Origin of the sequence: Nonomuraea sp. NPDC059007 (assembly GCF_042740555.1) — a bacterium.
Classification (GTDB): domain Bacteria; phylum Actinomycetota; class Actinomycetes; order Streptosporangiales; family Streptosporangiaceae; genus Nonomuraea.
Genome location: NZ_JBHYJD010000005.1, coordinates 209,453 through 235,543, shown reverse-complemented (window position 1 = coordinate 235,543; position 26,091 = coordinate 209,453). Strand labels below are relative to the sequence as shown.

The following is a 26,091-nucleotide window of genomic DNA, read 5'->3' as shown; positions in this document are numbered from 1 at the left end:
GCCGGGGCTGCGGCGGCGGGAGCCAGTGATGCGCCCGAAACGATTAGCCGTGGACGCTAGACAGCGTCCGAGGGTTCTGTCAAGCGCCGAGTTCCCCCGAGATCCGCTCGGCGGCGGCCCTGACCTGGCGGCCGAGCTCCTGATAACGCCAGGCAGGCAGGTCGCGTTTCAGCGAGGTGATGCTGATCGCGCCGACGCAGGCGCCGTTGTGGTCGCGCAGCGCGCTGCCGATACAGAAGATCCCGTCGGCGTCCTCCTCGTCGTCGACCGCGTAGCCGAGCTCCCTGACCGTCTTGAGGTGCGCGAGCAGCACCGGCAGGTCGGTGATCGTGTGTCCCGTCCGGTACGGCAGGCCGACCCGCCCGACCAGCGCCGTCACCTCCTCGTCGGCCATCTCGGCCAGCAGCGCCTTGCCCAGGCCGGTGCAGTGGGGCAGTTCGCGGGTGCCCATGCGCAGGTCGACCTGGATGCGCTCGCCGTTGCTGACCTGGTCGACGACGACCGCCTGGCCCTCGTCGGGCACCGCGAGCCGGGAGTTCATCCCGGTCTGCCGGGTCAGCTCGACCAGCGCGGGCCGGGCCACGTCACGCAGGCTCAGCTGGTCCTGGGCGCGGGAGCCGAGCCTGGCCAGCGCCATGCCGAGCCGGTAGCGGCGGTTCATGCCCTCGCCGTCGTCGGCCACCAGGCCGTACTGGCGCAGCGTGTACAGGGTCGCGAAGGCGGCGCTCTTGCTCAGCCCGCAGGCGGCGGCCAGGTCGGTCACGCTCACGCCGCCGTCGCTCTTGCTCAGGGCCTCCAGGACCTCGGCGGCGCGGGCCACGCTCCGCACCCAATATCGCGAATCCTCAGCAGGAGTGTTCGTCACAACCGAACAGCTTAGCGGAGTTCGTCGTTGACACCCAGGCCTTGGGCTGTTTATGGTCCTTCCAAGCTGTTCGGTTATGCCAAACAGTGTTCGGCAAATGCACATCAGCGGTGGATCGTCAGTGCTCGCCGCGGCCGGGCTGGGCCGCGACGTGCGCGCTTCGAGGAGAGATCTTGAATCAGCGTGTCCTTTCCGAGCGCGCCCGCCGGGTCATCCCCGGCGGCGTCAACAGCGGGCAGCGCAACGTCCCGGGACTCGGCGACCTCGTCATCGCCAAGGCCGGTGGCGCCCGCTTCCGCGACCGGGACGGCCGGGAGTACGTCGACTACCACGCGGCCTTCGGCCCGCCCCTGCTCGGTCACAACGACCCCGACGTCTCGGCGGCCGTCGCCGAGGCCGGCCGTACCGTCGACCTGTGCGGGGTGGGCGTCACCGAGGACGAGGTCGAGCTCGCCGAGGCGCTGACCGAGCTCGTCCCGAGCGTCGAGCAGGTGCTGCTGACCAGCACCGGCAGCGAGGCCACCTTCCACGCGCTGCGCGTGGCCAGGGCGGCCACCGGGCGGCGGCTCGTGGTCAAGTTCCAGGGCTGCTACCACGGCTGGCACGACGCGGTCAGCCTCAACGTCATCTCCGCCCCCGACCGCGTGGGCGGCAAGGACCCCATCTCCGCCGGAATCCTGCCCGAGGTGCTCGACGCGACGCTCGTGCTGCCGTTCAACTCCGCGGAGGCGGTACGGCAGGCCTTCGCCGAGCACGGCGCCGACATCGCCGCGGTGATCGTCGAGCCGGTGCCGCACAACGTCGGCTGCCTGCTGCCGGAGCAGGAGTTCCTGCGGACGTTGCGCGAGGAGTGCACCCGGGCCGGCAGCGTGCTGGTCTTCGACGAAGTGATCACCGGCTTCCGTCACCACCTCGGCGGCTGGCAGGCGATCAGCGGGATCACGCCCGACCTGACCACGATGGGCAAGGCCATCGCCAACGGCTACCCGGTGGGCGCGCTCGGCGGCCGCGCCGACCTCATGGACCTGTTCAGCTCCAGGCCCGGCGGGCCCGCCTTCTTCGCCGGCACCTACAACGGCCACCCCGCCGTGGTCGCCGCCGCACTGGCCACCCTGCGCAAGCTGCAGTCCGAGCCGGTGCACGAGCACGTCTTCCGGCTGGGCGAGCGCATCCGCACCGGCCTGTCCGAGGTCTTCTCCTCGCTGGGCGTCGCCTCGCTGGTGACCGGATACGGCTCGGTCTTCGTCGAGTACTTCATGGACGGACCCGCCCGCACCTACGACGACCTGCTGCGCAATGATGCCAGCATGTTCATCGGCTACCGGCGCCGGCTGCTCGAACACGGCATCTTCGAGCTGCCGCTGAACCTCAAGCGCAGCCACGTCTCCTACGCCCACACCGACGCCGACGTCGACCACCTGCTGGAGGCGGCCGCCCTGGCCGCGAGCGCCCAGCTCGCCACCGGCGCCGACCTCGACCTGAGCGGCGCCAGCACGATGGGCGGGGCCCGCTGATGCTGACCGTCGACAAGAGCCGCCCCACCGGACCGGCCGGGCGCATCAGCCGCGTGGAGACCCTCTCCCTCGGTACGGCGTGGCGCGACTTCTCCTACGTCCGCGTCCACACCGACGAGGGACTGTCCGGCGTCGGCGAGATCACCCACCCCTACCGGGGCCGCGAGACGTGCTCGCTGGCCGAGTCCATGGCCGAACGCCACCTGATCGGCGCCGACCCCTTCGACGTGGAGGAGATCTGGCTGCGCATGTACCAGGGCGACTTCCTGCGCGGCGGCGACGTGGGCGGGATCGTGGTCTCCGGGATCGACCAGGCGCTCTACGACATCATGGGCAAGGCGCTCGGCGTCCCCGCCTACCGGCTGACCGGCGGCGCCTGCCGCGAGCGCGTCCGCGTGTACGCCAACGGCTGGTACACCGGCGAGCGCGACCCCGAGACGTTCGCCGCCAAGGCCCGCGAGGTCGCCGCCCGTGGCTACACCGCGCTCAAGTTCGACCCGTTCGGGGCCGGGCTGGGATCCCTGTCCAGGCAGGAACTGCGGCTGTCGGTGGAGATCGTGGCCGCCGTGCGCGCGGCCGTACCGGATGCCGACCTGTTCGTGGAGGGGCACGCGCGCTTCGCCATGCCCACCGCCCAGCGGCTGGTGCGGGAGCTGGAGCCGTTCGACCTGGGGTGGTTCGAGGAGCCGCTGCCCTGGACGCACATCGAGCGCTACGCCGAGCTGCGGCAGCGGGCCACGATGCCGATCTCGGGCGGGGAGCACTTCCACAACCGCTACGAGTACGCGCGGCTGTTCGCGACCGGCGCGGTGGACATCATCCAGCCCGACCTCTCGATGGCCGGCGGGTTCACCGAGGTCAGGAAGCTGGCGGCGCAGGCGGACGTGCACGCGATGCTGGTCGCGCCGCACAACTCCAACTCGCCGGTCTGCACCACGGTCAGCGTGCACGCGGTCCTCGGGATGCCGAACTTCCTGATCCTGGAGACGTTCGACGGCATGGTGGACCCGCATGTCCACGACGCGGTGCGGGGCGCACTGCCCGTCGAGTCCGGATATATCGGCATTCCTGAGAGGCCGGGGCTCGGGATCGAACTGGCCGACGAGGTCTTCGCCGAGCACCCGCCGTCCCACCGCTTCTGGAACATGTTCGCCGAAGGCTGGGAAAAGCGTGATCGTTGACGTCCACTCGCACCTGTTCTCCTGCCCCGGCGACCTGGGCGACCCGTTCGCGGCCGAGTCGGCCAGGGCCCACGGGGGAGAGGTGGACCTGACCGTGCGCTGGGCCGGCTACGCGGCCACCGCGCCCGAGGACACGACGACCGTCGTCGTCGGCGGCAAGGCGCGCCGGTCGGGCCTGTGGGTGGACGACGCCGAGGTGGCCGCCTACGCCGCGGCCCACCCCGGCCGCCTCATCGGCTACCTCGCGCTCGACCCCACCCAGCCCGGCTGGCGCGACGAACTCGTCCACGGCCACCAGGACCTGGGACTGCGCGGCATCAAGCTCATGCCGATGTACGCCGGATTCGACCCGGCCGACCCGGAACTGGACGACCTCTACACCTACGCCGAGACCCACGGGCTGCCCCTGCTCGTGCACACCGGCACCACGTTCGTCTCGGCCGCGCCACTGCGGTACGCGCTGCCCGTCCACCTCGACGAGGTCGCGATCCGCCATCCCGGGCTGCGGATGGTCCTGGCCCACCTCGGCCATCCGTACGAGGGGGAGTGCATCGCGGTCATCCGCAAACACCGCCACGTCTACGCCGACGTCTCCGCCCTGCACTACCGGCCCTTCCAGCTCTGGCACAGCCTGCGGCTGGTCCAGGACTACGGCGTCTGGGACAAGCTGCTGTTCGGCAGCGACTACCCCTTCACCACGGTGAACGCCTCCGTGGACGGCCTGCGCGCGGTGGGCGCGGTACCCGGCATCCCCGGCCTTCCCCCACTGGACCGCGAGGAGATCGAGAAGCTCATCCACCGCCCGTCGCTCGACCTGCTGGGCCTGTCATGAGCGCCGAACTGGCAGTGGTGACCGGCGCCGCCCGCGGCCTGGGCCAGGCGATCGCCGCCGACCTGCTCGCCGCCGGCCTCCGCGTGGTGACCATCGACCTGCCCGGCACAGAACCCCCGCCCTCCTACGCCTTCGACCTCGCCCACACCGAGGCCATCGCGGCACTGGTCGACCGCGTCCGGCGCGAGCACGGCCCGATCGGCGTCCTCGTCAACAACGCGGGCATCGCCTCGCTGCGCCACTTCAACGAGATCACCGTGGCGGAGTGGCGCAGGGTCATGCGGGTCAACAGCGAGGCGCCCTTCTTCCTGGCGCAGCGGGTGGCCGAGCACATGATCGCCGACGGCGTCCGGGGCCGGATCGTCAACATCTCCTCCAAGAACGGCCTCATGGCCGAGGCCGGACTCGCCCACTACAACGCCTCCAAGGCCGCCCTGGAACTGACCACCAAATCGCTCGCCGCCGAGCTGGGCCCGCACGGCATCACCGTCAACGCGGTCGCCCCCGGCATGATCGCCACCCCCATCGACGGCGACTTCCCCCTCGACCGCGCCGCCTTCGAGCAGGCGTGGGAGGAGCGCATCCCCCTGCACGGCGGGTACGGCACGCCGCGGGACGTGGCAGGGGCGGTCCGCTACCTGGTCTCGGAACAGGCCCGCTACGTCACCGGCGCCACCCTCGTGGTGGACGGCGGCGTCCTGGCCGACCAGATGCCACGGCTCCGCTTCATGCCGCCCTACCGCAACTCGTTGTGAGGCGGCTCCGGGCCGAGGTCGTGGTACCGGGGACGGCCGAGCTGGGGGAGTGCCCGGTATGGGACCAGGACCGCGGCCTCCTGCTCTGGGTGGACCTCCCGGCCGGCCTGATCCACACCTTCACCCCCACCCCCTTCACCCCCACCCCCTTCACCCCTCGCACCTCCACCCACGGCCGCCCGCCCCCAACCCCTCCCAGCACCTCCACCTCCCTCGACCCCACGAGCTCCACCCCCTCCGGTCGCACTCCCGCCACCCCTGGGCGCGCTTCCCCCGGCTCCATGGGTTCCGTCCCTCCCGGCTCGGCCCCTCTCCTCGGCCGCACAACCTCCTCTCCTCACGGCCCGCTCACCGAGCCCTTTGCCCCCGGTCTTCTCGAAGGCACTGGCCGGGGGACCTCGGGCACGGTGTTCCGAGCCGGGAACTCCGGTGACGATCCCCGGGGCGGGATGGTCACGGCGGTCGCCCTCCGGCGGGACGGGGGCTTGGTGGTGGCCCGCGGTGACCGGCTGACCCTGGAGCCCGGGGGAGTGCCGCTGGGGCGGTGGAATCTGCCGCACGACACCCGGTTCAACGACGGCGCCGTGGACCCGTGGGGACATTTCTGGATCGGCACCATGTGCACCGACCGCCCCGGCGCGGCCGCCCTCTACCGGGTGGCTCCCGACGGCCGTACCACCACCGAGCTCACCGGCGTCACCTGCTCCAACGGCCTCGGCTGGTCCCCGGACCACCGCACCATGTACTACGTCGACACCCCTTCCCGCACCCTCGACGCCTTCGACGTCCACGACGGCCGCGTCACCGGCAGGCGCGTGGTGGCCCAGGTCCGGGGCGGGCTGCCCGACGGTCTGGCCGTCGACGAGGACGGCTGTGTGTGGGTGGCGGTCTGGGACGGCGCCGCCGTACACCGTTATACGCCTGAAGGGCGTCTCGACACGGTCGTCGAGACGCCCTGCGCCCGCCCGACGAGCTGCGCCTTCGGCGGCGGCACGCTCTACGTGACCACCGCCGCGCCCGACGGGTCGTTGCTGGCGGTGACCGGTGCGGGCGGGGGAGTCCCGCCCACACCGTTCGCCGGGTGAGTCCTAACGGGTCAGAGTGAACGGCACTGCCCCGTCACCGGCCCGCCCACGGTGCTGGGCAGGCCGTTGGCGGTCGGGGCAGGCTGGTTGCCCGTGCAGGTCAGCGGCCCCCGCACGGCCGAGGCGGCGATCAGCGGTCCCGTGTTGCCGGTCAGCGCCGCGGGTCCGCCGATGGTCACCGCCTCCAGCGACAGTGCCGCCACGCCGGTGGCCGACAGCGGGCCGCCGATCGACGTGCCGAGCAGCGCCAGCGTCTCGGCGCCCGCCGCGCTGAGCGGGCCGCCGATCGTGGCCGAGTCCAGCGCGTACAGGCCGGCGCCCTTGCGGACGGTCACCGGCCCCGTCACCTTCGCCCCGGCGGCCAGGCAGGTGACGCCGGAGCTCACGGTGAGCGGGCCGGGACGGGTGCCGGTGACGGTCTGGGTGCAGGCGGGATCGGGCTGGGCCAGGAGTTCCAGCTCGGCCAGTGTTCCCGTGGCGGTCAGGCGGTAGTGGGCGTAACGGCCCGGGTTGGCGATCTTGAAGGGGCGGGTCTGGCGGGACCAGGTGAACGGCTCGTTCTGCCGCCGGTCGGCGACCGTCCAGGTGGTGCCGTCCAGGGAGCCCTCCAGCGTCCACGACGACGGCCCGGTCTGCGCCGAGGTGAGCGTGTAGAAGGAGACCTTCTCCCTGGTGCCCGCGCGCAGCGTGACCGGGCCGGACAGTTGCGCGGTCGTGGCCGAGGTGTCGTCGGACAGCGCGGCCGGGCCGCCGCTCACGGGGATGTCGCGCAGCGGGCGCGGCGTCGCGCCGTCCGGGGTGATCGAGTTCAGCGGCTCTCCCCAGGACGACGGCTCCGGTCCCATCGCGAAGTCCAGTACGGCACCGCGGGCCAGCACGTCGTGCGGCAGCGAGGTCGACGACCACGCCTTGCCGTTGACCTTGAGCCCTTGGACGTAGACGTTCTTCGCGCTGTTGGCCGGTGCGTTGATCACCAGGTCGCGGCCCGAGGGCAGGTGGACCGTGGCCTTGGTGAACAACGGCGAGCCGACCGTGTAGTGCGGGCTGCCGATCTGGAGCGGGTAGAAGCCGAGCGCGCCGAACAGGTACCAGGCCGACATCTCGCCGTTGTCCTCGTCACCGGCGTAGCCCTGGCCGATCTCGCTGCCGAGGTACAGGCGGGACAGGGCCTCGCGGACCTTCGCCTGCGTCTTCCACGGCTGCCCGGCGTAGTTGTACATGTAGGGAATGTGGTGGCTGGGCTGGTTGCTGTGGCCGTACTGGCCCATGCGCACGTCCCTGGCCTCGCGCATCTCGTGGATGACGCCGTTGTAGGAGCCGGGGAAGGTGGCGGTCTCCGGGCTGGTGAAGAAGTCGTCGAGCTTCTTGGCCAGGGCCGGGCGGCCGCCGTACAGACCGGCGAGTCCCACGCCGTCCTGCGGCGCGTGGAAGGCCATGTTCCAGCCGTTGGTCTCGGTGTAGTCGAAGCCCCAGACGCGGGGATCGTAGGTGGCCTTGGTGTGGCGCCACTTGCCGGTGGAGTCGCGGCCCTGGAAGAAGCCCGTGGCGGGATCCCACATGTTCAGATAGTTGAGCGCCCGATTGCCGAAATATTCGGCTTCATCGAGATATTTCGTCTTCTCTGGGCCGGTGGCGGTCTTGGCCAGTTCCTTGGCCATCTCGGCGATGCCGAAGTCGTTGATGTAGCCGTCCACCGCCCACGACAGGCCCTCGCCGACCTCGTTGAGCGCCGTGTACCCGCGGAAGACCGACGTGGCCATGCCCTTGCGGCCCACCGAGGCGTTCGGCGGCACCGTGGTCGCGTTGCGCAGCGCCGCCGCGTAGGCGGCCTTGGCGTCGAACCCGCGCACCCCCTTGGTGTACGCGTCGGCGAAGGCCACGTCCGAGCTGGTGCCCACCATCAGGTCGGCGTAGCCGGGCGAGGACCAGCGCGCGATCCAGCCGCCGTCGCGATACTGCTGGACGAAGCCGTCCACCAGCTCACCGGCCTGCGGCGACAGCAGCGCGTACGCGGGCCAGGTGGTGCGGTAGGTGTCCCAGAACCCGTTGTTGACGTAGATCTTGCCGTCCACCACCTTCGCCCCGGTCTGCGTGGGCGTGTTCTGCCCGGCCGGGGGCGAGACCGGACTGGCGTACCTCGGCCCCTGCGGAGTGTTCTCGAAGCCCGAGTTCGGATACAGGAACAGCCGGTACAGGTTGGAGTACAGCGTGGTGAGCTGGTCCTGCGAGGCGCCCTCCACCTCGATCACGCCCAGCTTGTCCTCCCACGCCCGCTTGGCCCGCGCCTTCACCGGCTCGAACCCGTCCGCGACCTCGGCCAGGTTCAGCCTCGCCTGCTCCACGCTGATGAACGAGGTGGCGATGCGCATGGTCACCTGCTTGGCGCCGAAGGCGGTGTAGCCGGTGACGTTGTCGCGGCCCGCGCCGGTCAGCTTGCCACCGGCGGTGACGGGCTGGTCGAACACGGCGTACACGAACATCCTCGTCGCACCCGCGGACAGCCCGCTGCGCGCGTCCGTGAAGCCGGTCACCACGCCGTCGGCGCCGACGGTGAGGCCGCCGTCGTTGTTGTAGTTGTCGAAGATCAGGCTGCCGCCGTCGCCCGGGAAGGTGAAGCGGAAGACCGCCGCGTGGTCCGCGGGCGCGATCTCCGTGCGGATCCCGTTCAGGAGATCCACCCCGTAGTAGTACGGCCGCGCCGTCTCCTTGTCATGCGAGAACGGCGTCGCCCTGGCCACCCGGTCCGCGTTCGGCCTGGCCAGCAGCGACGGCATCACCTGGAACGACTGCCGGTCGCCCATCCACGGGCTCGGCTGGTGCGAGGCGGCGAACGCCTGGATGGTCGGCACGTTGTCGGCGTTGCCGTTGCGGTGGTACTCGTACAGCCACGAGTTCGACCCCGACCCGGTCATCGGCGTCCAGAAGTTGAACCCGTGCGGCACCGCCGTGGCCGGGAAGTTGTTGCCCCGCGAGAAGCCGCCCGTCGAGTGCGTGCCCCGCGTGGTCAGCGCGTAGTCCGCCACGCTGCCCGGCTTCTCGTCGTCGGCCGGGGCGAGCGTGACGTCGTCCAGCCACCCCTTGAACGACAGCGGCCCCACCGGCGCGTCGAAGCCGACGAGGATGCGCTTGATCCGCTTGCCCTTGGCCACGTCCCCGACGCGTACCTTTTTGTGGTTCCACTGATCGGCGTACAGCGTCTTGGACGCCCCCTGGGCGCGCGGGCTCAGGGTGATCCCGTGATGGTCGGCCGCCTTGAGGTCGCTCAGATAGGTCCCGTCGCCGAAGGCAAGATCGACCGCCCCGAACGTGCTCGGATAGGCCATCGACGCCCCCGTGAACTCGGGGAAGATCTTGTAGGACAGTTCGGTGTCGGCCGCCACCTCGATGTCGGTCTCGAACACCTTGTTCGTGGCCCGCCCGCCCTGCTCACGGGTGGTGCTGCCCGAGTACCGGAAGGCCTGCAGCCCCGTGTACCCGGCGCGCAGCTTGGCCGCGAACCCGCTGCCCGGCCCCGGCCCGATCACGCTGCGCATCGGCGAGGGCGGCTTCGGCGACGTGTCCCCGTCGGACAACTGCAGCTCGGCGAGCTGCACGATCCCGCCGGACCCGTTGCGGGTCACGTTCAGCCGATAGTGCAGGTACGGCGCCGCGTTCGCCACCTCGAACTCCCGCGTCTTCAGCCGTGCGTCGAACACCTCGCCCGCACGGGTGTCGACGGCCGTCCAGCTCCGCCCGTCCTGGGATCCCTCCAGAGCCCAGTCGCGCGGATCCCGCTCCGCCGCGTCGTTGGCGCTGGCCAGCGCGTAGCGGACGACCTTGATCGGCTTGGTCAGCCTGACCGAGACCCAGCCGGTCGAGGTGAACACGAGCCACTTGGTGTTGACGTCCCCGTCGAGGAGGTTCTCCTTGACCTCGCCCGCCTGGGAGTACTCGCCGCTGGCGGCCACCTCGGCGATCTCGTCGGTGATGTTGCCCGGAATCCCGCCCGTGCTGCTCCCGGTGACTCCTTCGCCCGGCCTACCCTCCTCGGGCGTGTTGACCCAGTCGGGCGAGGGTTGTCCCGTCTCAAAGGAGGTGTGGAACAGCGCCCCTGGCGGCGCCGCGCCGACCCGGCTCCGGCCCGCCGCCCGCTGGGCCGCGGGTTGCTCCTCGATCGGGGCCGGATGGGTGGGGGCCGCGGACGGAGCGTCCGACGGCAGCGGTGACGGCGGTGGATCGGCCGCCGCCACCCCGGATAACCCCGCGAACACCGCCATGGCGACGGCCGTCACGACCGCCAGATGCGTTCTGCGCATACAAGCCTCCCTGACAACGTTGTCACCAGAAGAAACCCAAAAGACAACGTTGTCAATGGCCGATCCGCAGAACCATACCAGGTTTACTTTTGAACCCGGTATGGATTACCGTTCCTCTCATGGTCGGGGTGAGCAAAGAGAAGAAGGCCCAGCGGCGCAAGCACATCGGCGACACCGCCCTGCGCCTGTTCGCCGAGCGAGGCTTCGAGGCCGTCACGGTCAACGAGATCGCGCAGGCGGCCGGCGTGGCCAAGGTGACGTTGTTCAACTACTTCCCGAACAAGGAGGGCCTGGTCCTCGACGACGTGGAAGAGGACATCGCCGGTGTCGTCTCCTGCCGCCGCCGTGGCCAGACCCCCCTGCGCGCCCTGCGCGAGCACTACCTGCTCTTCGCCGAGCACCTGGAGGCGGAGGCGGACATACCGGAGCTCATGACCAAGATGAAAGTGATCATCGCGAGCCCCACGCTGACCGCCGCCATGCAGGAGATCCAGTACGGCCAGCGCGCCGCCCTGGCCATGGTCCTGGGTGGCCGCGACACCTGCCACCTGCCCGCCGACGACCTCACCGCCGACCTGATGGCGGCCCAGATCACCGCGACGATCCTGCTCCTGCAGGAGGCCTTCTTCGATCGCCTGGCCGCGGGCATGAGCCTGCGCGAGGCGGGGGAGTCGCTGCGTCCCGACGTGGATCGGGCCTTCGACCTTCTGGAAAGGGGACATGGGACATGAAGAAAGGCATCAACTACGACACCGGCTTCCTGCCGGAGCCCGGCACGCGAGCGGTGTTCGACCGGGAGACGGCCCGCGCCGACATGCGGGTCATCGCCGGTGACCTGCACTGCTCGACCGTACGCGTGTCGGGCAGAGACCCCCAGCGGCTGAGCGTCGCGGCGCAGGAGGCCGTGGCGGCCGGGCTGGAGGTCTACTTCGCGCCGTTCCCGGTGGATCTGTCCACGGCCGAGATGCTCGACCTCTACGCCGAGTGCGCCCGCCGCGCCCAGGCGCTCGACGGCCGGACGGTCATGGTGACCGGCTGCGAGACCAGCGCCTTCGGCCAGGGTTTCATGCCCGGCGACACCTACTCCGAGCGCCTGGAGGTGATGGCCGACGCGGACACCGCCTGGTGGGAGAGCCTCGGCCCGATCATCGATCGGCTCAACACCTTCCTGGCCGAGGCCGCCCAGACGGTGCGCAAGCACTTCGACGGCCCGGTCACCTATGCCAGCGCGCCGTGGGAGCCCATCGACTGGACGCCATTCGACCTGGTGGGCGTCGACGCCTACCGCGCGGAGTACAACCTGGAGAGCTTTCCCGCGGAGATCCGCGCCCACGCCCGCCACGGCAAGCCCGTCGTGGTGACCGAGTTCGGCACCTGCGCCTACCGGGGCGCCGGTCTGCTCGGCGGCATGGCCTGGCAGCCGCCGGCGGACGCCGTACCCGATGAGCAGGAGCAGGTCCGCTACCTCGAGGACCTGATGGACGTCTTCGAGCGGGAGGGCGTCGACACCGCGCTGTGGTTCACCTTCGCCGGCTACGCCCGCCAGGGCGTCGGCGACCTCGGCTCCTACGGCGTGGTCAGGATGCTCGACGACACCCGCTGGGAGCCGAAGGCGGTCTTCCACGCCATGGCTAGGCGCTACAGCTGAAGATCGCGGTGCCGGGCAGGTTGCGCCCGCGCAACGGGCTCCAGCCACCCCACACCCGCTCGTGCCCCGGCGGCCACTCGGGCTCGGTCAGCCCGTCGATCCGCAGTCCCGCCGCGGCCATGAGCCCGATCCAGTCGCCCAGCGTGCGATGGTGCTCGACGTAGGTGACCTCGCCGCGTTCGCCGGTCTCGGTGTACGGCGCACGGTCGAAATAGGACCGGTCGGAGGTCAGCCCCCGCGGCCCGGGATCATCGGGGAACGCCCACCGGATCGGGTGGCTCACCGAGAAGACGAACCGCCCGCCCGGTCGCAGCACCCGGCGCACCTCACGGAAGACGGCCGCCGGATCGGCCACGAACGGCAGCGCCCCGAACGCCGAGCAGACCAGATCGAACCGGGCGTCGAGGAACGGCAGTTCCTCGGCGTCCGCCTGGACGGCCGGAACCGTCACCCCGGTCTCCAGGTCGATGCGCTGGGAATGGCGCAACTGCCGGTGGGAGATGTCGAAGGCGGCCACCCGGGCGCCCTGCCCGGCCAGCCACCGCGCGCACTGCGCGGCCCCGCACCCGATCTCCAGGATCTCGCGCCCGCGCACCTCGCCCAGCAGCCGGGCCTCGGCCTCGTCGAGACCCTCCGGGCACCACACGAACCGCGCGTCGCCGAGGAAGTGGCCGTGCTCGACCTGGTATTCGTCGGCGTTGCCGTCCCACCACCAGCGGTTGGCCCGCGACGACGGCGACGGCACTAGCGCATCTTGGGGCCGCGCGGGACCCGCGCGCCCTTGGGCATCGGGCCCTTGGGCAGCGGCATGTTCTTGGGCAGCGAGCGCAGCCGGTCCTTGACCTCGTTGACCGCGGGCTTCTTCAGGTTGCGCGGCAGCTTCATGATGTGCCGCTGCAGCTTGGCCAGCGGGATCTGGCCCTCGCCGTCACCGCACTGGAGGTCGTAGATCTCGATGCCGAGCGCCACGCGGGAGATGCGCTTCTTCTCCGCGGTGAGCATCTTGGCCACCCGGTTGCCCGGCCCTTCCGAGACCAGCACGACGCCGGGGAAGCCGACGACCATGTGGATCAGGTCCTGGTCGCGGTTGACCGAGATGGCCGGGGTGACCTGCCAGTTGCCGCGCATGCCCTGCAGGACCGCGGCGGCGGCGCCGGTCTGCCCGTGCAGGATGGAGTACTGCGCCCGCTGGGCGAGCTGGCCGAAGACCACCAGGCCGACGGTGAAGGCCAGCATGATACCGAGGATGATCGAATAGATCAGCTGGTCGATGACCAGGCCGATGACGACGGCCACGGCCAGGGTGGCGACCGCCGAGAGAAAGACGATCGGCAGCCCCTTGGGGTTGGCCTGCTTGATGATCTGCGCGATCATGCGGAGCTGCTTGATACGCCCCGGCTTCTCTTCTGCGGTTGCCATGCTTTGAAGGATACAAAGCCCAGCCCCCCGAGATGAAAACGTGACCACGGGAAAGGGGCGCGCCCGGTCCGGGCGCGCCCCTCTTTTCGGTCTCAGACGCTGATGTCCGCCGTCAGCCGCCGGTCGGCGACACTCGCGCCCACCTCGACCGTGTACGCGCCGGGCACGGTCGTCCAGCCGTCCCCGCCCCACACCTGGAACGTGCGCTCGGGCAGGAACACCGTGCTCACGACGCTCTCACCGGGGTCCGCCTCGACCACCGCGAACCCGGCCAGCCAGCGTGCCGGCCGCTCACCGGGCCCGGCCGGTGCCACGTACACCTGCACGACCTCCCGCCCGCGCCGCTCACCGGTGTTGGTGACGGAAACCGTGACCGATTCGGTGTTGGCGTCCACGGCGTCGTAGGTCCACGACGTGTACCCGAGGCCGTGCCCGAACCAGAAGGCCGGAGTCCGCCCCGCCTTCTCCCAGCCCCGGTACCCGATGAAGGCCCCCTCGTCGTACGGCACCGCCCCGTCGCGCGGCGTGACGTCGACCACCGGGCTGTCCTCCAGCGACACCGGCCAGGTCGTGGGCAGCCGCCCGCCCGGCTCGGCGTCGCCGAACAACACGTCGGCCAGCGCGAGCCCGGCCTCCTGACCGGGGAACCAGGTCAGCAGGACGGCCGCCACGTCACCCGCCCACGGCATCTCGACGGGGGAACCGGTGTTGACCACGACCACCGTGCGCGGGTTGGCCGCGGCCACGGCGGCGATCAGCTCGTCCTGGCGGCCGGGCAGCTTGAGGTCCTTGCGGTCGAAGCCCTCGCTCTCCACCTCCAGCGTGGTCGAGGCCACCACGACCGCGACGTCGCTCCCGGCGGCCAGCCGTACCGCCTCGGCCAGCAGCTCGTCCTCGCCGGCCGACGGGTTGGCGTGCCCGATCGCGAACATGATCAGCGTCATCCCGGCGAAGCTGGCCACCTCGTGCTGGCGCAGCGACAGCTCGACGGTCTGACCGGCCTCCAGCACGTGCGTGAAGCGCCGCTCGGGCGCGTGCAGGAGCGCGGCCCCCGGGTCGTCGCCCTCGAAGACGATCGCGTCGTCGAACACGGTCGTGCCGTCGATCGTGAAGGTGTAGCGGCCGACGCCCGTGACCGAGAACTGGTGCTCCCCGGCGACGTCCGCCGTGTACCCGGCGCGCAGTTCCACCGCGGCCAGCCGGTCGAGGTCCACCCCGGCGGGCGGCTGGCCCACCCAGCGCGCCTCGGCGATCGGCACCGCCGCCTCGGCCAGCAGTTCGCCTTCGCCGTCCAGGAAGAGGGCGGTGGCGGGGGCGTTGAGCGGCGAGAAGCGCAGCCGCGGGTCGGTGCCGAGCGCGTAGCGCACCTCGACGCCGTCGCGCTCACGCAGCCCGCGCAGCGGCGAGACGATCCGGTCGGGGAAGACCTGGGCGCTGCCGCCGCCCATGATCCGCGCCTCGTCGGCCGCCGACCCGATGAGCGCGAGCGTCCGCACGCCCGCGAACGGCAGCACCCCGCCCTCATTCCTGAGCAGCGTGAACGAGCGCGCGGCCACCTCGCGCGCGAGCGCCACCCCGTCGATCGAACCAGCCGATCCGCCGGTACGGCCCGCGCCCCCGCCGAGCGCGCCGGTGCGCTGGGCCAGCCGCAGGATACGGCGGACCCGGTCGTCCACGGCCGACTCCGGCACCCGCCCCTCGCGGACCGCGGCCTCCAGCTTCTCGCCCCACGGCCCGTTCGGACCCGGCATGGCCACGTCGGTGCCGCCGAGCGCGGCCGCCTCGGTGGAGCGCACCGCCGTCCAGTCGGACACCACGTACCCGTCGAAGCCCCACTCGTCCTTCAGCACCCCGTTGACCAGCTCGGAGTGCTCGGTCATGGTCGTGCCGTTGACCGAGTTGTAGGCGCTCATGAGACCCCACGCGCCCGCCCGGACGACCCGCTCGAACGGCGCCAGGTACATCTCCCGCAGCACCTTGCCGGTCACCTTGACGTTGACGGTGAAGCGGTCGGTCTCGAAGTCGTTGGCCACGAAGTGCTTGGGCGTGGTGCCGACCCCGCCGTCCTGGACGCCTTCGACGTAGGCCGCGCCGACCTCGCCGGTGAGGAACGGGTCTTCGGAGAAGCACTCGAAGTGCCGTCCGCCCAGCGGCGTGCGGTGCAGGTTGATGGTGGGGGCCAGCAGCACGTGGACGCCCTTGCGCCGGGCTTCCTGGGCGAGCAGCCTGCCGACCTGCCTGACCAGGTCAACGTCCCACGTGGCGGCCAGCGCGGTGGGGCTGGGCAGGGCGATCGACGGGTCCACGGCGCTCCACTGCTCGCCGCGTACGCCGATCGGGCCGTCGCTCATCACGAGCCGGTCGAGCCCGATCTCGGGGATCGCGGGCAGCGACCACATGTCGGCGCCGGTGAGCAGGCGGATCTTGGTGCTGAGGTCCAGCTTGTTGATCAGTTCGTCGAAATCCACCCCGTCAGTGTTAACCAGAAAACCGACCGAGAGCTAGGTTTGTGACCTTTGCGTTATATAGAGGGCACGAAAAAACCGCACCCCTCGACCAGGGATGCGGTTTCCCGTCAGCCGGATCAGGCGCTCTGCCGCGCCTCGATCGCCTGCTTGTAGAGCTTGCCCGCCCGGTACGACGAGCGGACCAGCGGACCGGACAGCACACCGGCGAAGCCGATCGCCTCGGCCTCGGCCTGCAGCTCCACGAACTCCTCCGGCTTCACCCAGCGCTCCACCGGGTGGTGGCGCGGCGTGGGCCGCAGGTACTGCGTGATCGTGAGCAGGTCGGTGCCCGCCTCGTGGAGGTCGCGCATCGCCTGCACGATCTCCTCGCGCTCCTCGCCCATGCCCAGGATCAGGTTGGACTTGGTCACGAGCCCCGCCTCGCGGGCCATCGTGATGACGCCGAGCGAACGCTCGTACCGGAAGGCCGGTCTGATCCGCTTGAAGATGCGCGGCACGGTCTCGACGTTGTGCGCGAACACCTCCGGCTTGCTGGAGAAGACCTCCTCCAACTGCTCGCGGTCGCCGTTGAAGTCGGGCACCAGCAGCTCGACGCCGCAGCCGGGCAGCAGGGTGTGGATCTGGCGGGCGGTCTCTGCGTAGAGCCAGGCGCCGCCGTCGGGCAGGTCGTCACGGGCGACGCCGGTCACGGTCGCGTAGCGCAGGCCCATCTGCTGGACCGACTCGGCGACCCTGCGCGGCTCGTCCTTGTCGTACTCCTTGGGCTTGCCCGTGTCGATCTGGCAGAAGTCGCACCGGCGGGTGCACTGGTCGCCGCCGATGAGGAAGGTCGCCTCGCGATCCTCCCAGCACTCGTAGATATTGGGACAGCCCGCCTCTTCACAGACCGTGTGCAGGCCCTCCCGGCGCACGAGCGATTTGAGCTCGGTGTACTCGGGGCCCGTCTTCAGCTTGGTCTTGATCCACGGGGGCTTGCGCTCGATGGGGGTCTCGGCGTTGCGCACCTCCAAGCGGAGGAGCTTTCGGCCTTCAGGGGCAACGGTCACGGACCCAGCTTACGTCCCCGCGAGAACATCCCATGACCCGACCTGTATCACGAAATCAGCCCGAACCCGCGGATGGCCCGCGTGTAGTGCTTCAGCAACTCCTCGTCGATCAGCCCGGACTCCCGCGCCCCCAGCAACTCCGAGCCGGGCGCCGAGGTCAGCACGCCGTCGTCGGAGAGCCTGGCCCTGGTCAGCGCGTCCTGCCTGATCGCCGCGACACTCTCCCCGCGCAGCGCCGCCGCCTGCATCGGCGCGAGGTAGCGGCCGCTCGCCATGAGACCTTCCAGCTCGTCCAGCTCCTCCGCCGACGTCACCCTGGCCGTCAACGCCCGCCTTTCTTCCCGGGTACGGCTGTCGCCCGCGCGTACCAGGCGGGTCAGCGCGTACTCGGCCAGCAGCACCGGGCCGCCGAGCACCCGCCCGAAGATCCGGCCGAGCAGTCCCGCCGCCTCGTAGGAGGCGCCCGGCGCGTGCATCACGCCCAGGGAGGCGCGGTCCATGACCACCCTGGCCTCCTCGCGCTGCTTGAGCGGCGCCGCGCCGACCAGGCCCATCCGCCACTCGGCCAGCGTGGACAGCGCCTCACCCACGACGAGCCCTTCACCGATCTTGCCCGCGGCATAGGCCCTGGCCAGCAGCGTCACCCGCTGCCTCGGCGTCAACGCCAGCCACAGCGGCAACCCGACGACGATCACCGGGGTACGCCGCAGGCCGATCCGCGCGTAGGTGGCGTCGACGCCCAGGTCCATGATGGCCACGGTGGCCGGCGGCTTGACGGCCAGCGCGCCGGCCACGCGGGTGGCGGCGCCGTACAGCTCGGGGGCCGACGAACGCGCCAGTACCTCGGCGTCGGCGGGCAGCCGCCCCAGTCGCGGCCGCAACATGACCCCGACCGCCAGCAGAAGGGCCCCGGCGACCCAGGCGGGGACCTCGCCGGGATTGAAGGCGATGAGCGCGCCACCGGCCAGAACGAAGGCCAGGGTCAGCGCGTGGACGATCAGCGACAGCACGAGAGCTAAGAGGCGCTTCACAGGCCCGATCGTAGAAACGCGTTATCCGGAATCAACCGCAATTAGATGCCGATTCGATTACCAGCCCGACATTTCCCCACCCCAGACTTTCCCACCCCGTCCCATCCCACCACCCCAGCCCTAGCCCCACACCCTCCAGCCACCCCAACCCCACCCGGCAGCCGGCACCCTGCGTCCGGCCTCACGCCTGTGCGGTCTCACTCCTGCGCGGCGTCACACCTGCGCGGTCCCATGTCTGTGCGGCTCCACCGCTTTCCCGTCCCGCGGCCCGGGTTTGATCCACGCCACCCCTCGACCCCCTCGCCCGGCCCACTGTCCATCCGGCCGGGCCCGCGCCTTTCCGATGGCCGGAGCCGCGGGCCCATCCCTGGGGGTTTGGCCCACTTGGCTCGGCCGTCCGGGCTGGTCGGCTGGGTCGGGCACGTCCCGCCCGTGCGCATCCCGCCCGTGCACATCCCGCCCGGGGGTCAGCGGTGGCGGAGGAGGTCTTCTTCGTGGACGTCGTGGGACTCGAGGCCGAGCACGTCCGCCAGCCGCTTCTCCATGATCGGCATGACCTCCTCGACCACGATGCGGCGGCCGGTCTCGGCGGAGAGGGTGGAGACGCCGGCGCCCGGGATGCCGCACGGGTCGATGCGGTTGAACCAGCGCGGGTCGTTGGCGCAGTTGAGGGCGAAGCCGTGCATCGCCACCCCGCGCGTCACCCGGATGCCGACCGCGCCCAGCATGCGGTCCGGCAGGCCCAGGGCGGCGTCCCCGACCGCCCACACCCCGCCCCTGCGCGGCACGCGCCGCGCGCTGACTCCGAAGTCGGCGCAGACCAGCACCATGGCCTCTTCGAGCCGGCGCACGTAGTCGCCGACGTCGGAGACCGCCACGATCGGGTACCCGACCAGCTGGCCGGGCCCATGCCAGGTGATCCGGCCGCCCCGGTCGACGTCGATGACCGGGGTGCCGTCGGCGGGGCGCTCGTGCGGGGCGGTGCGCTTGCCCGCGGTGTAGACGGGCGCGTGCTCCAGGATCAGGGCGGTGTCGCCCAGCTCTCCGGCGAGATGCTTCTCGTGCACCCAGCGCTGGAGGTTCCAGGCCTGCTCGTAGGGGACATCGACACCGAGCCGCACAATGGCCAAGGCGTGGCGCATGTGTCCATTGTGCCGTTCCCTCACCTATGAAGGGTAATTCAGGACGTCAGCAGCCGGGGCTCGATCCTGAACTCCTTCACGCCGCTGTCGCCGTCGTGCTCCAGGCGATACGCGTAGGCCCGGGGGTCGGCGGTGACCGCCTGGATGAACTCCGTGCCCACGTAATGCAGGGCGACGCCCTCGTCGGCGGCGTACCCTCCGGGCAGTTCGCCGCCCGCCACCGAGGCCTGCAGCATCTCGCGGCGCTGCGGCTCGGAGTTGTAGTGCACGCCGCACGAGTAGGGGAGCAGGCCCATGCCTTCCGCCCATACGTGCAGGTCGGGGCCGAACGAGTCGGTGTTGCCGCCCACGTGCCAGCACAGCGCGCCCGCGCTCTGCCCGGACAGCACCACACCGGCCTGCCAGGCCTCCTCCAGCATCTCGTCGTAACCGTGCAGCCGCCACAACGCCATCAGGTTGGCCACGCTGCCGCCGCTGACGTAGATCATGTCCTGGTCGAGCATCCAGGCCCGCGGGTCCTCCAGGTTGGGCATGGGGAACACCGTCAGGTGGCTCACCTCGACGTCCCAGTGGGAGAAGGCGCCGTACATCTTCAGCAACCAGTCGGCGTCATCGCCCATCGCCGTGGCGAGGAGACCCAGCTTGGGACGGTCCTGCCCGGTGAGGTCGAGTCCGTAGCGCAGCAGCGGGCTGGCTTCGATGAAGCCGTGGCGCCGCGTCGCCCGGAACGATCCACCACCGATGGCAAGGATGTGTGACTGGCCGGTTCTGGTCATGACTGTGCTCCCCCACATCGTGTCGGACAGACTAGATTACGGCGGCCAGTGCCTGATCGAGACGCGTATGGATGAAGCCGTAGCCGCTGTCCACCAGCTTCTTCGGTACGATGCGGTGGCTCGGGAGCAGCGCTTCCTTGGCGAATTCGCCCAGCCCCAGCTCCAGCGCGAACCCCGGCACCCCGATCGGCATGGTCGGCCGCCGGAGCGCCCGCCCGAGAGTTTTCGTGAACTCCGCGTTGGTCAGGGGAGAAGGCCCCACAAGATTCACCGGTCCCGAGATTTCCCGATTTTCCAGGACATGGAGCACGGAACCCACCCAATCCTCCACGGCAATCCACGACCAGTACTGCCGCCCAGAACCGAGGGGAGCCCCCAGCCCCATCCGGAAGATCGGCAGCATGGGCCCGAGCGCCCCGCCCTTCCCGCTCAGCACCAGCCCCGTCCGAAGCTGCACGTTCCGCACCAGCGCCTCCCGGGCAGTCCCCTCCCAGGCCTCACACAGCCGGGCGAGAAACCCACGCCCGAGCGGCGCGCTCTCATCGATCACCCGATCCCCGGTATCCCCATAGAAATCCACCCCAGAGGCCGAAACCAGCACCTCGGGCGGCGCCGAGAGCCTCCCGATCGCCTCGACGAGCGTGGAGGTGCTACGAACCCGGCTCTCCACCAGCAGCCTCTTGTACGGCCCGCTCCACCGCTTGCCCGCGATCGAAGCCCCGGCCAGATGCACAACCGCACCAGCCCCTTCAAGCGCACCCGGATCGACAACCCCCGCACCCGGATCCCAGAAGGACTCATGCTCGGCCCGCACCGGCCGCCGCACCAACTGCCGCACCTCGTGCCCACGCTCCCGAAGCGCCCCCATCAACGCCGGCCCAAGCAGCCCAGAACCCCCGGTCACGGTGATCACCATGCCCCCACCCTACGCTCCACCCACCCCACGACCCGGTCAGGACAACCCCCAAAGAAACCGAGACACGACAGCCACACCCGCCACGGCCCTGCCCTCCGAACACACGGCACGCAGGGCTGACGGGTGGGCGTGGCGCGCAGGGCTGACGGGTGCGGGCGTGTCGGCAAGGTGGACGGGCGGGGTGTGGTGCGTGGAGGTGACCAGATGGCCGTGGTCCCTGGAGGGGTTCGAGGGGCCGTGTGGGGCCCGGCGGCGGGGGCGTGAGGTGGCGAGCGACGGGTGGCGGGCACGGGTGGCGACTGGCGGGGCCTGGGGCCGCAGGCCGTGGGTGTGTGGCGCCGCGCGGTGGGGTGTGGTGGGGCTCGGCGCCCTTGTGCGGTGCTGAGCCGGGCCATGGTGTCCGGCCAAGCGTGCCTTGTGGCGGCGGGAACCCCGTCCGGCTGCCGGCCGCTCGGAAGAGGCCGCCCGCCCACGGCGGCGGTCGGTGGCCTGCTGGGCTTGCCGTAACGGAAAAGGCGCCGGAAAGGACCACACAGACAGGGCTTGCCGTGACGGAAAAGGCGCCGGAAAGGACCGCACAGAGCCCAGCGTAGGAAAAGAGCAGGGCCGTCCGACGGATCGTCGGACGGCCCTGATGGCGAGCGACTACGCCAGGCCGAGCTGGGCCTCGAAGCGGCCTTCTTCGAGGCGACGCTTGATCGTCGTCAGGAAGCGGGCCGCGTCCGCGCCGTCGACCAGGCGGTGGTCGTAGGTGAGCGCCAGGTACACCATCGAACGCACCGCGATGACCTCGCCCTCAGGCGTGTCCACCACCACGGGACGCTTGACGACCGCGCCGGTGCCCAGCATGCCGACCTGCGGCTGGTTGAGGATCGGCGTGTCGAACAGGGCGCCGCGGCTGCCGGTGTTCGTGAGCGTGAAGGTGCCGCCGGTGATCTCGTCGGGCGTCACCTGGTTGTTGCGGGTGCGCTCGGCGAGGTCGGTGACCTTGCGGGCCAGGCCGGCCAGGTTGAGGTCGCCGGCGTTCTTGACGACGGCGGCCAGCAGGCCGCGCTCGGTGTCCACCGCGACGCCGAGGTTCTCGACGTCGAAGTAGGTCACCTCGTTGGTCTCGTTGTTGATCGTGGCGTTGAGCTTCGGGTGCTGCTTGAGCGCCTCGACCGTGGCCATCGCGAAGAACGGGGTGAAGGTCAGCTTCACGCCCTCGCGGCGCAGGAAGTCGTCCTTCGCCTTGGCCCGCAGGCGGGCGATCTTCGTGACGTCCACCTCGACGACCGAGGTGAGCTGCGCCGCCGTCTGCAGCGACTCCACCATGCGCTTGGCGATCGTCTGACGCAACCGCGTCATCTTCTCGGTACGGCCCCGCAGCGTCGTGTCCACCTCGACCGGCTCGGGCGAGGCGCTGACCGGAGCCGGAGCCTGCGCGGCGGCCGGAGCGGCAGCGGCAGGGGCGGCGGCGGCCGGAGCGGCGGGCTGCGCCGGCGCGGCGGGAGCAGCGGCGGGAGCGGGGGCGGCGGCCTCGCGCTGGGACTTGGCGGCCTCCAGCACGTCCTGCTTGCGGATGCGGCCACCCACACCGGTGCCCGAGATCGCCTCCAGGTCGACGCCGTGCTCGTTGGCCAGCTTGCGCACCAGCGGCGTCACGTACGGGCTCTCACCCGACGACGGCAGCGGAGCCTGGGCCTGCGCGGGCGCCGGAGCCGCAGCGGCGGGCTGCGCCGGAGCGGCGGGAGCAGGAGCCGGGGCGGCGGGAGCGGCCGGAGCCGGAGCGGCCGGAGCCTGGGCGACGGGCGCCGGAGCCGGGGTGGGCTCGGGCTGCGGGATCGAAGAGGCGGGGGCCGGCTCCGGCTGCGGCGCGGGGGCCTCCTCGGCCGGGGCCGCCGGGGCGCCCGCCTGGCCGTTCTCGTCGATGATCGCCAGCTCGGCGCCGACCTCGACGGTCTCGTCCTCAGCCACGACGATCTTGGTGATGACGCCCGCGGACGGCGACGGGATCTCGGTGTCGACCTTGTCGGTCGACACTTCGAGGAGCGGCTCGTCAGCCTCGACGCGCTCGCCCTCCTTCTTCAGCCAACGGGTTACCGTGCCCTCGGTGACGCTCTCGCCGAGCTGGGGCATCTGTACGGAGACCGGCATGGGTATGTCTTCCTCGAGTTCTTAGTTGTGGACGTGCAGGGGCTTGCCGGCCAGTGCCAGCATCGCCTCGCCCATGGCTTCTGACTGGGTGGGATGCGCGTGGATGAGCTGGGCGACCTCTGCTGGCAGCGCCTCCCAGTTGTAGATGAGCTGAGCTTCGGTGACGAGCTCGCCGATGCGGCGCCCGACCATGTGGACGCCCACGACCGGCCCGTCCTTCTGGGCGATCACCTTGACCGCCCCCGAGGTGCCGAGGATCTGGCTCTTGGGGTTGCCCGCGAGGTCGTAGACCTGCTCGACGATCTCGATGCCCCGGTCGGCGGCCTGCTTGGAGGTGATGCCGACGGAGGCGACCTCGGGGTCGGAGTAGGTGATCCGCGGCACGCCCGCGTAGTCGATGGGCGGCGGGTTGAGCCCGGCGATGTGCTCGGCCACCAGGATGCCCTCGGCGAAGCCCGCGTGGGCCAGTTGCGGGGTGTCGATCAGGTCGCCGATGGCGTAGACGCCGGGGACGGAGGTCCGGCAGTGCTGGTCGACCACGACGGCGCCGCGTTCGATCTGGACGCCCTGCTCCTCGAAGCCCATGCCGGCCGATACGGCGCCGCGGCCGACGGCCACGAGCAGCTGCTCGGCGTCGAGGGTCTTGCCGTTGGCGAGCGTCACCACCACGCCGGTGTCGGTGGTCTTGACGCCGTCGAAGAAGACGCCGAGCTCGTACTTGATGCCGCGGCGGCGGAAGGCCCGCTCCAGCAGCTTGGAGCTGGACTCCTCCTCGGTGGGCAGCAGGTGCGGCAGCGCCTCGACGATGGTCACCTCGGCGCCGAACGAGCGGTAGACGCTGGCCAGCTCGACGCCGATGACGCCGCCGCCCAGCACGACGATCGAGCTCGGCACGCGCTCCATCGTCAGCGTGTGCTCGCTGGTGATGACGCGCTCGCCGTCGATGCGCAGGCCGGGCAGCGACTTGGGCGCCGACCCCGTGGCGAGTACGACGGCGCGGCCCTCGTAGACCTCGGAGCCGACCTGGACGCTGTTGGCGCCGGCCAGGCGCCCTTCGCCCTCGACGACCGTCACACCGGCCGACTTCAGCAGGCCCTGCACGCCCTTCCAGGCACGCGTGACGATCTTGTCTTTGAAGGCGTGGACGCCGGGCACGTCGATGCCCTCGAAGCGCGCCTTGACGCCGAAGGACTCGCTCTCGCGGGTCTCGTCGGCGACCTCCGCGGAGTGCAGGAGGGCCTTGGTGGGGATGCAACCCCGGTGCAGGCAGGTGCCGCCGATCTTGTCTCGTTCGATCAGGGCGACCGACTTGCCCAACTCGGCCGCCCGGAGCGCGCAGGCGTAACCGCCGCTGCCGCCACCTAGGACGACGATGTCGTAGGCCACAGGAAGGCTCCTTGTCGGGATCGTGATGCCGTCATCTTTTCATTTGTTTCAGGCGCTCGCGTGCCGCTCTGCGAGTCCGATGAGGGTCCGGGTGATGGCGCCGGTCCCGCCCTTGGGGGTGTAACCGTGCGGCTCGCCCTTGTTGAAGGCGGGTCCGGCCATGTCGATGTGCGCCCACTTGACGCCGTCGGGCACGAACTCCTTCAGGAAGATTCCCGCGGCCAGCATGCTGCCCCAGCGCTCCGGCTGGAGGTTGGCGATGTCGGCGATGGGGGAGTCGAGGCCTTTGCGCAGTTCCTCGGGCAGCGGCATGCCCCAGGCGCCCTCGCCGACGGAGCCGGCCACGTCGACGACCAGTTCGCGCAGGTCGTCGTCGTTGGCCATGACGCCGGCGGTGCGCCAGCCGAGCGCGACGATCTGGGCGCCGGTCAGCGTGGCCACGTCCACGATGAGGTCGGGCTCGTCCTCGGCGGCGCGGGCGATGCCGTCCATGAGGACCAGGCGGCCCTCGGCGTCGGTGTCGAGCACCTCGACGGTCTTGCCGCTGTAGCTGTGGATGATGTCGGAGGGGCGCTGGGCGGTGCCGCTGGGCATGTTCTCGGCGAGGCAGAGGTAGCCGACCGCGTTGACCTTGAGGCCCAGCTTGGCGATGCCGAGCAGGGCGCCGAGGACCGAGCCCGCGCCGCCCATGTCGGATTTCATCCAGTCCATGGAGGCGGAGGGCTTGAGGTTGAGGCCGCCGGTGTCGAACGTGATGCCCTTGCCGACGAAGGCCAGCGTCTTGGCGGCGTCGGCGTGGCTGTAGGACAGGCGTACCAGGCGGGGCGGGTTGACCGAGCCCTGGCCGACGGCGACGAGGCCGCCGAAGCCACCGTTCTTGAGCTGGACCTCGTCGAGCACCTCGACGTTCAGCCCGGCCTTGCCGCCCTCTTCCTCGGCGATCTCGGCGAAGCGCGCGGGGAACAGGTCGGAGGGCGGGGTGTTGACGAGGTCGCGCACCAGCGTGACGGACTCGGCCAGGACGCCGGCGCGCTCGGCGACGCCCGCGGTCTCGGCGGCCAGCACGGTCAGCTCGGCGACCGGGTTCTTCTGCTCGCCGTTGGTGCGGTAGCGGGCGAAGGAGTAGGCGCCCAGCAGGCCGCCGAGCGCGACGGCCTCGGGCTCGCCGCCGAGCGCGAGCGCGGCGCGCGTGGTTCCGGCCAGCGATCGTACGGCGGCGCCCGCCGCCCGCCGCAGCGCCTCGGCGCCGGGGTCCTCGCCCAGCCCGATGGCGACCAGGAGCGGCGCGGTGATGGCGCCGAACGCCGGGATCTTGGCCAGTTCGCCGGCCTTGCCGGTGAAGCCCACCGCGGTGAGCGAGGCGGCCAGCTTCCCGCCGAACGCGGCGTCGAGCCCTTCGGCGACGGGGCGCGGGCCCTCAGCGCCGGGGTGGAAACCGACGATCAGTGCGTCGGTGTCGAACGAGACGGGATCTGCTGAGTTCAGCCGCACAGTGGTCACGTAAACCGATGCTATCCGCGCTTTCAGTGTACCCACAAACAGGGGTTCATCCCATGAATCGTGGGTACGCATCATCAAGTGAATGGTGCTAGTGTC

General features: G+C 70.9%; 20 protein-coding genes. 7 read left to right on the top strand and 13 right to left on the bottom strand.

Annotated elements, in window-relative coordinates:
* Nucleotides 1-79 precede the first annotated feature (79 nt).
* A complete protein-coding gene (locus tag ACFWY5_RS10385; protein WP_379611546.1) occupies nucleotides 80-820 on the bottom strand; it encodes an IclR family transcriptional regulator in 741 nt (246 codons plus the stop codon).
* 218 nt (nucleotides 821-1,038) lie between these two features.
* Between ACFWY5_RS10385 and ACFWY5_RS10380 the strand changes: the two genes are divergently transcribed.
* From ACFWY5_RS10380 to ACFWY5_RS10360, 5 genes are all read left to right on the top strand, one after another.
* Entirely contained in the window at nucleotides 1,039-2,379 is a 1,341-nt protein-coding gene (locus ACFWY5_RS10380; RefSeq protein ID WP_379611547.1) for an aspartate aminotransferase family protein, read from the top strand.
* Nucleotides 2,379-3,560: a mandelate racemase/muconate lactonizing enzyme family protein gene (locus ACFWY5_RS10375; protein WP_379611549.1), complete on the top strand. Its 1,182-nt coding sequence runs from the start codon at nucleotides 2,379-2,381 to the stop codon at nucleotides 3,558-3,560. Before ACFWY5_RS10380 ends, ACFWY5_RS10375 begins: the two co-directional genes overlap by 1 nt.
* Complete coding sequence (locus tag ACFWY5_RS10370; protein ID WP_379611550.1) at nucleotides 3,550-4,392, top strand: amidohydrolase family protein; 843 nt, start codon at nucleotides 3,550-3,552, stop codon at nucleotides 4,390-4,392. Before ACFWY5_RS10375 ends, ACFWY5_RS10370 begins: the two co-directional genes overlap by 11 nt.
* Complete coding sequence (locus ACFWY5_RS10365; RefSeq protein WP_379631227.1) at nucleotides 4,389-5,147, top strand: SDR family NAD(P)-dependent oxidoreductase; 759 nt, start codon at nucleotides 4,389-4,391, stop codon at nucleotides 5,145-5,147. The genes ACFWY5_RS10370 and ACFWY5_RS10365 overlap by 4 nt, the downstream gene beginning before the upstream one ends.
* Nucleotides 5,148-5,554: 407 nt before the next feature.
* Nucleotides 5,555-6,232 (top strand): SMP-30/gluconolactonase/LRE family protein, encoded by a 678-nt coding sequence (locus ACFWY5_RS10360; RefSeq protein WP_379631225.1) that lies wholly within the window; start codon nucleotides 5,555-5,557, stop codon nucleotides 6,230-6,232.
* An 11-nt stretch (nucleotides 6,233-6,243) separates the two neighbouring features.
* Here ACFWY5_RS10360 and ACFWY5_RS10355 read toward each other — a convergent pair whose 3' ends face one another.
* The gene (locus tag ACFWY5_RS10355; protein ID WP_379631223.1) at nucleotides 6,244-10,527 is read right to left on the bottom strand and encodes a GH92 family glycosyl hydrolase; all 4,284 of its coding nucleotides are present in this window, start codon (nucleotides 10,525-10,527) and stop codon (nucleotides 6,244-6,246) included.
* Between the two features lie 119 nt (nucleotides 10,528-10,646).
* Here ACFWY5_RS10355 and ACFWY5_RS10350 point away from each other — a divergent pair, with 119 nt between their 5' ends.
* Together ACFWY5_RS10350 and ACFWY5_RS10345 are read left to right on the top strand one after the other, a co-directional pair.
* Nucleotides 10,647-11,258, top strand: a complete 612-nt coding sequence (locus tag ACFWY5_RS10350) for a TetR family transcriptional regulator (RefSeq protein WP_379611554.1) — start codon at nucleotides 10,647-10,649, stop codon at nucleotides 11,256-11,258.
* Nucleotides 11,255-12,175, top strand: a complete 921-nt coding sequence (locus ACFWY5_RS10345) for a hypothetical protein (RefSeq protein WP_379631221.1) — start codon at nucleotides 11,255-11,257, stop codon at nucleotides 12,173-12,175. The genes ACFWY5_RS10350 and ACFWY5_RS10345 overlap by 4 nt, the downstream gene beginning before the upstream one ends.
* Here the strand turns inward: ACFWY5_RS10345 and ACFWY5_RS10340 are convergent.
* The 11 genes from ACFWY5_RS10340 to ACFWY5_RS10290 form a co-directional block, all read right to left on the bottom strand.
* The gene (locus ACFWY5_RS10340) at nucleotides 12,159-12,920 is read right to left on the bottom strand and encodes a class I SAM-dependent methyltransferase (RefSeq protein ID WP_379611557.1); all 762 of its coding nucleotides are present in this window, start codon (nucleotides 12,918-12,920) and stop codon (nucleotides 12,159-12,161) included. The two genes, ACFWY5_RS10345 and ACFWY5_RS10340, sit on opposite strands and share 17 nt — an antisense overlap.
* Nucleotides 12,920-13,594 (bottom strand): DUF4191 domain-containing protein, encoded by a 675-nt coding sequence (locus tag ACFWY5_RS10335; protein ID WP_379611558.1) that lies wholly within the window; start codon nucleotides 13,592-13,594, stop codon nucleotides 12,920-12,922. Before ACFWY5_RS10335 ends, ACFWY5_RS10340 begins: the two co-directional genes overlap by 1 nt.
* A gap of 92 nt (nucleotides 13,595-13,686) precedes the next feature.
* Nucleotides 13,687-16,062: a beta-glucosidase gene (locus tag ACFWY5_RS10330; RefSeq protein ID WP_379631219.1), complete on the bottom strand. Its 2,376-nt coding sequence runs from the start codon at nucleotides 16,060-16,062 to the stop codon at nucleotides 13,687-13,689.
* A 116-nt stretch (nucleotides 16,063-16,178) separates the two neighbouring features.
* Complete coding sequence (lipA, locus tag ACFWY5_RS10325) at nucleotides 16,179-17,108, bottom strand: lipoyl synthase (protein WP_379611560.1); 930 nt, start codon at nucleotides 17,106-17,108, stop codon at nucleotides 16,179-16,181.
* 47 nt (nucleotides 17,109-17,155) lie between these two features.
* Complete coding sequence (locus ACFWY5_RS10320) at nucleotides 17,156-18,139, bottom strand: hypothetical protein (RefSeq protein WP_379611561.1); 984 nt, start codon at nucleotides 18,137-18,139, stop codon at nucleotides 17,156-17,158.
* 467 nt (nucleotides 18,140-18,606) lie between these two features.
* Nucleotides 18,607-19,281 (bottom strand): lipoyl(octanoyl) transferase LipB, encoded by a 675-nt coding sequence (gene lipB, locus ACFWY5_RS10315; RefSeq protein WP_379631217.1) that lies wholly within the window; start codon nucleotides 19,279-19,281, stop codon nucleotides 18,607-18,609.
* Between the two features lie 38 nt (nucleotides 19,282-19,319).
* The gene (locus ACFWY5_RS10310) at nucleotides 19,320-20,057 is read right to left on the bottom strand and encodes a Type 1 glutamine amidotransferase-like domain-containing protein (protein ID WP_379611563.1); all 738 of its coding nucleotides are present in this window, start codon (nucleotides 20,055-20,057) and stop codon (nucleotides 19,320-19,322) included.
* Nucleotides 20,058-20,088: 31 nt separating this feature from the next.
* Nucleotides 20,089-20,973 carry a TIGR01777 family oxidoreductase gene (locus ACFWY5_RS10305; protein ID WP_379631215.1) on the bottom strand — a complete coding sequence of 295 codons (885 nt, stop codon included), beginning with the start codon at nucleotides 20,971-20,973 and terminating at the stop codon, nucleotides 20,089-20,091.
* A gap of 645 nt (nucleotides 20,974-21,618) precedes the next feature.
* Complete coding sequence (gene sucB, locus ACFWY5_RS10300; protein WP_379631213.1) at nucleotides 21,619-23,109, bottom strand: 2-oxoglutarate dehydrogenase, E2 component, dihydrolipoamide succinyltransferase; 1,491 nt, start codon at nucleotides 23,107-23,109, stop codon at nucleotides 21,619-21,621.
* A gap of 21 nt (nucleotides 23,110-23,130) precedes the next feature.
* Nucleotides 23,131-24,495 (bottom strand): dihydrolipoyl dehydrogenase, encoded by a 1,365-nt coding sequence (lpdA, locus tag ACFWY5_RS10295; protein ID WP_379611567.1) that lies wholly within the window; start codon nucleotides 24,493-24,495, stop codon nucleotides 23,131-23,133.
* A gap of 48 nt (nucleotides 24,496-24,543) precedes the next feature.
* Complete coding sequence (locus ACFWY5_RS10290; RefSeq protein ID WP_379631211.1) at nucleotides 24,544-25,995, bottom strand: leucyl aminopeptidase; 1,452 nt, start codon at nucleotides 25,993-25,995, stop codon at nucleotides 24,544-24,546.
* Between the last annotated feature and the right edge of the window lie 96 nt (nucleotides 25,996-26,091).

Coding starts and splice junctions, on each gene's coding strand:
- ACFWY5_RS10375 (WP_379611549.1), top strand. CDS start 2,379: ATGCTGACCGTCGACAAGAGCCGCCCCACCGGACCGGCCGGGCGCATC.
- ACFWY5_RS10365 (WP_379631227.1), top strand. CDS start 4,389: ATGAGCGCCGAACTGGCAGTGGTGACCGGCGCCGCCCGCGGCCTGGGC.
- ACFWY5_RS10355 (WP_379631223.1), bottom strand. CDS start 10,527: ATGCGCAGAACGCATCTGGCGGTCGTGACGGCCGTCGCCATGGCGGTG.
- ACFWY5_RS10350 (WP_379611554.1), top strand. CDS start 10,647: ATGGTCGGGGTGAGCAAAGAGAAGAAGGCCCAGCGGCGCAAGCACATC.
- ACFWY5_RS10345 (WP_379631221.1), top strand. CDS start 11,255: ATGAAGAAAGGCATCAACTACGACACCGGCTTCCTGCCGGAGCCCGGC.
- ACFWY5_RS10335 (WP_379611558.1), bottom strand. CDS start 13,594: ATGGCAACCGCAGAAGAGAAGCCGGGGCGTATCAAGCAGCTCCGCATG.
- lipB (WP_379631217.1), bottom strand. CDS start 19,281: ATGCGCCACGCCTTGGCCATTGTGCGGCTCGGTGTCGATGTCCCCTAC.
- ACFWY5_RS10310 (WP_379611563.1), bottom strand. CDS start 20,057: ATGACCAGAACCGGCCAGTCACACATCCTTGCCATCGGTGGTGGATCG.
- ACFWY5_RS10305 (WP_379631215.1), bottom strand. CDS start 20,973: ATGGTGATCACCGTGACCGGGGGTTCTGGGCTGCTTGGGCCGGCGTTG.
- sucB (WP_379631213.1), bottom strand. CDS start 23,109: ATGCCGGTCTCCGTACAGATGCCCCAGCTCGGCGAGAGCGTCACCGAG.